The sequence below is a fragment of the Methanococcoides sp. genome (assembly GCF_030594565.1).
Classification (GTDB): Archaea; Halobacteriota; Methanosarcinia; order Methanosarcinales; family Methanosarcinaceae; genus Methanococcoides; species Methanococcoides seepicolus.
In genome coordinates this window covers 1-3,314 of sequence record NZ_JAUVEY010000180.1, presented here as the reverse complement: position 1 = coordinate 3,314, position 3,314 = coordinate 1, and the positions used below count along the sequence as shown (strand labels likewise).

General features: G+C 39.3%; 5 protein-coding genes and 1 pseudogene. 2 read left to right on the top strand and 4 right to left on the bottom strand.

Annotated features, from left to right (window positions below; all coding sequences use genetic code 11):
• Positions 1-133 precede the first annotated feature (133 nt).
• The 3 genes from QAS77_RS11145 to QAS77_RS11135 form a co-directional block, all read right to left on the bottom strand.
• Positions 134-298 carry a hypothetical protein gene (locus tag QAS77_RS11145; protein ID WP_305065607.1) on the bottom strand — a complete coding sequence of 55 codons (165 nt, stop codon included), beginning with the start codon at positions 296-298 and terminating at the stop codon, positions 134-136.
• The gene (locus QAS77_RS11140; protein ID WP_305065605.1) at positions 295-888 is read right to left on the bottom strand and encodes a hypothetical protein; all 594 of its coding nucleotides are present in this window, start codon (positions 886-888) and stop codon (positions 295-297) included. Before QAS77_RS11140 ends, QAS77_RS11145 begins: the two co-directional genes overlap by 4 nt.
• Positions 889-1,037: 149 nt before the next feature.
• Positions 1,038-1,448: a hypothetical protein gene (locus QAS77_RS11135; RefSeq protein WP_305065609.1), complete on the bottom strand. Its 411-nt coding sequence runs from the start codon at positions 1,446-1,448 to the stop codon at positions 1,038-1,040.
• Here QAS77_RS11135 and QAS77_RS11130 point away from each other — a divergent pair.
• Positions 1,365-1,724: a winged helix-turn-helix domain-containing protein gene (locus QAS77_RS11130; protein WP_305065608.1), complete on the top strand. Its 360-nt coding sequence runs from the start codon at positions 1,365-1,367 to the stop codon at positions 1,722-1,724. The two genes, QAS77_RS11135 and QAS77_RS11130, sit on opposite strands and share 84 nt — an antisense overlap.
• A 41-nt stretch (positions 1,725-1,765) precedes the next feature.
• Positions 1,766-2,698, top strand: coding sequence for a nucleoside recognition domain-containing protein (locus QAS77_RS11125; RefSeq protein WP_250868917.1), 933 nt, complete (start codon positions 1,766-1,768; stop codon positions 2,696-2,698).
• Positions 2,699-2,737: 39 nt separating this feature from the next.
• Here QAS77_RS11125 and QAS77_RS11120 read toward each other — a convergent pair.
• A pseudogene (locus QAS77_RS11120) lies at positions 2,738-3,314 on the bottom strand (hypothetical protein); the annotation flags it as partial.

The following is a 3,314-nucleotide window of genomic DNA, read 5'->3' as shown; positions in this document are numbered from 1 at the left end:
TATCGATATTGATCATATGCGGGATTTAATACATGAGAAATTTATGGAGTGCTCATCAAAAATTAGCTTTGCAAAGAGATGGATTGAAAAGTTTCTTAGTGAAAAACAGAAGTCCAAAATGTTGGGTGTTTGACTATAATTCCTTTTTGAAACTTTCCAAAGTATCGGAATTGGTGGCGACAGATGAATCGGTACTTCGATATATTGCTCTCTCTGTCACCTGGTCGACTGCCTTCTGTTTGAAATCATCGAAATTATCTGAATCGCTATAGGTAGAATTATCAGCAAAATCACTCATGACAATGCCTCTTTTAAGCGATTTATAAACTCCTCATCGGATTCTATTAACAAACGTTTTGCTTCATGATCTTTTTTATTGGCATAAGATAAGTTAAAGGATTTTTCACCCTCAGGAGTCTTGTATACATATCGACAGCTAATGGGAAATACGTTGCCACCAAACTCCTTTTTGAGCTTTTGTGTTATTTTCGAATTTATTGTTTCACTTTGAAGATTATAATTTTCAATGTATCTAAAATCTGCACCATCTTCAATCGAAAACCCAAATTCTAATTTATATAAGTCTTTTATTAAATTGCCTACAGATTCAAGCGACTGTTTTATTTTTCCCTGAATATTTAATATTGGAGACTTGGCTTGAATATTATCTCTATTAATAACATAGTTGATATCATCAAAATCGAATAAGATTAAGCTCTGAACATCGTCGTTCAGTCTTAGTACATCAATATTTGCAAATCGTGAAATAAATTGTTTCTCAGTAACCAAATCTTTAAGAACTAAATTGGGCAGAGGTTTATCAAATTTTAAGCTAAATGATCGAAAACGTTCCAGCATCTCTTTCGGTGTTTGAGTTTCATCTGCCATCATTTGATCACATCATAAATATGTATAATTTAACTTTTGAATTAATTGTAGTTATACCACAAAGAATTACTCCCCTTTTAGATTAATAGTATAAAGCTGCTATGTTTTATTTCTGATTATTATCATATTTTCACTCGAATCGATACAATTCAAAGCAACCTTCTTCCCCTCTTTATTCCCCAAGGATGCATAACAAATCCTTCTTCCATAGTATGTTTCATTCCAATCTCATGACCGATCTCATGACCGATCTCATGCATGAGCCGAAGCTGCCAGTTGCCTATTTTACAGACAACGATCTCTTTCTCACCATGTGAACACCACCCAAGAGCAAGTAGACGAGGATATCCTGAGTCGGTCTTACCAAACATCTTCTTCAGGCCGATGTGTTGATACATGCACCAGTAGTATGTCAGTATCATCTTCATTATCTTGAAAGGAAGCGGCCCATATATTCGTTCAAGGATGAAGAGTTCGTGCGCTACTTTACCAGGGACAGGATACTGGAAGAAAAGGAAAAAAATATATTGTCCCTTTTGAGAAGAACGGGATGTAGACATATTCTTATCAATTTACTCCAAAATAAAGGTATGAACAATGGAGAGCTTTCTAATGCTATTGGACTGGCACCATCAACAACTTCCTGGCATCTGAACAAGCTGCTGAGAGGACAAGTAATAACAAAGATAAAAAATGGAAGAGAAAGTCATTTTGTTCTAAACGAACCTGAACGTGTGGCTGAATTACTGATCTGCTATAAGGAAAGCTTTCTTGACAGTCTCCTGGACAACTTCGCTGAGATGTGGGACCTTAAGAAAGCCAGAAAAAAGGATTGAATGCGTAAAGCTCTTAACCAATATGATCAATTGTCCCACAAATGTGGATAGATGCACTTTTTCTCGCTTTTGAATATCTTATAAAGGTCCTTCCTCCGATAGTTATAGGAACACTTGCCATGGCCATTCTGGTCGAAATGGGATGGGTGAATAAATTTGGCTTTCTTGCTTCCCCTCTTATGCATTTTGGCCATCTGAGACAGGAAATAGGGCTCAGTTTCCTCACATCCTTTGGGTCTTCTGCAGCAGGAAATTCCATGATAGCAAAATTGCACTATGATGAACACATAGACAGGAAAGAGACCATTATAGCAACAATGGTGAATTCATTCCCCTCAAGTATCGTGCTTTCAAGGGACCTTCTCCCCATAATTGTCGCACTGCTGGGAACAACAGGATTGATCTATCTGGGAATTGTAGTGCTCATAGGTTTTGTGAAAACACTTATAGCCTTAGTAGCAGCACGACTGCTCCTCACACCGAGAACATCGGGCACACTTAATACTGATATTGAAAAGAAAACGTTGAGAGAGGCATCCTTGACCGCACTTAGAAGGTCAAAGCGAACGGTAATGAGAATGGCCTTGACGACAACAGTTGTGTCAATAGCTATTTTCCAGTTAATGGAAACAGGAATATTCGATCTGATAGCAGATATTATGAAAAGCTCTTTTCTTGTCAATTATGTGCCACCGGAAGGCCTGCCAATAATTGCAGGATGGTTTGCCAGTAATATAGCCGCATATACGATCGCCGGAAATCTACTTTCAGCCCAAATGCTTAGCACAAGAGACATTATTCTAGCTCTTCTGGTGGGAAGAGTACTGGCAAGTGTTCCAAGGATAAAGAGCATGCTTCCATATTACACCGGCATATTCCGACCAGAACTGGGTTTGAAGATAATGACCGTCTCCCTCATCATGCAGAATGGCATCATGCTAGCAATTATAGGCATTATCCTATTTTTCTGGTAAGGCTTGGAAAATATGTGCCTTACTTGAGATCTCCCTTTTTTAAGAGGATGTCCATTCACTAGAGATATATTCGGAATTGACGTTAGAACCCCATGCTGTAATACCCACACGATAACTTTCACCAGCAGGCACCTTCAATCCGGAGACGGAGTAAGTGATACTGCTTTCCGGAACAATTGACAGCATAGTATCACTTTTGATCTGGTCCCAGACCATTCCTTCATCCGTGCTCTCAAGAGCTGTGTGTATCACCACATTTTCCGCAGTAATTGCGCCAACGTTCTCTATTGTAATTTCCAGGTCCACAGAGGTCCTATAGGAATTTGTCTCCCCGGTACCGATAAATGTGAGCCGCAATTCAGGCGAGCCTGAACCGATAGGTGTTATGATAGCAGTCTCATTTTTGTATTGATCCGGGATAACACCCACATCCCAACCGGAATCCGTGGATTCCAGATAGAAATACTTTGTTCCGTCATAGTTGTAATAGCTTCCAGAAAGCTCATCACCACTTTTCACACCTACGGCCATGTGTCCGGGAAGTTCGAGAAGTGCTACACCATAACCCATATCATAGAGCAAAGATGCAAGCAGGATCGAAGAATCCTCACAGTCA

Bases quoted from the DNA above. Each gene is read 5' to 3' on its own strand.
- QAS77_RS11145 (WP_305065607.1), bottom strand. From the start codon at position 298: ATGAGTGATTTTGCTGATAATTCTACCTATAGCGATTCAGATAATTTC.
- QAS77_RS11140 (WP_305065605.1), bottom strand. From the start codon at position 888: ATGGCAGATGAAACTCAAACACCGAAAGAGATGCTGGAACGTTTTCGA.
- QAS77_RS11135 (WP_305065609.1), bottom strand. From the start codon at position 1,448: ATGTCTACATCCCGTTCTTCTCAAAAGGGACAATATATTTTTTTCCTT.
- QAS77_RS11125 (WP_250868917.1), top strand. From the start codon at position 1,766: ATGTGGATAGATGCACTTTTTCTCGCTTTTGAATATCTTATAAAGGTC.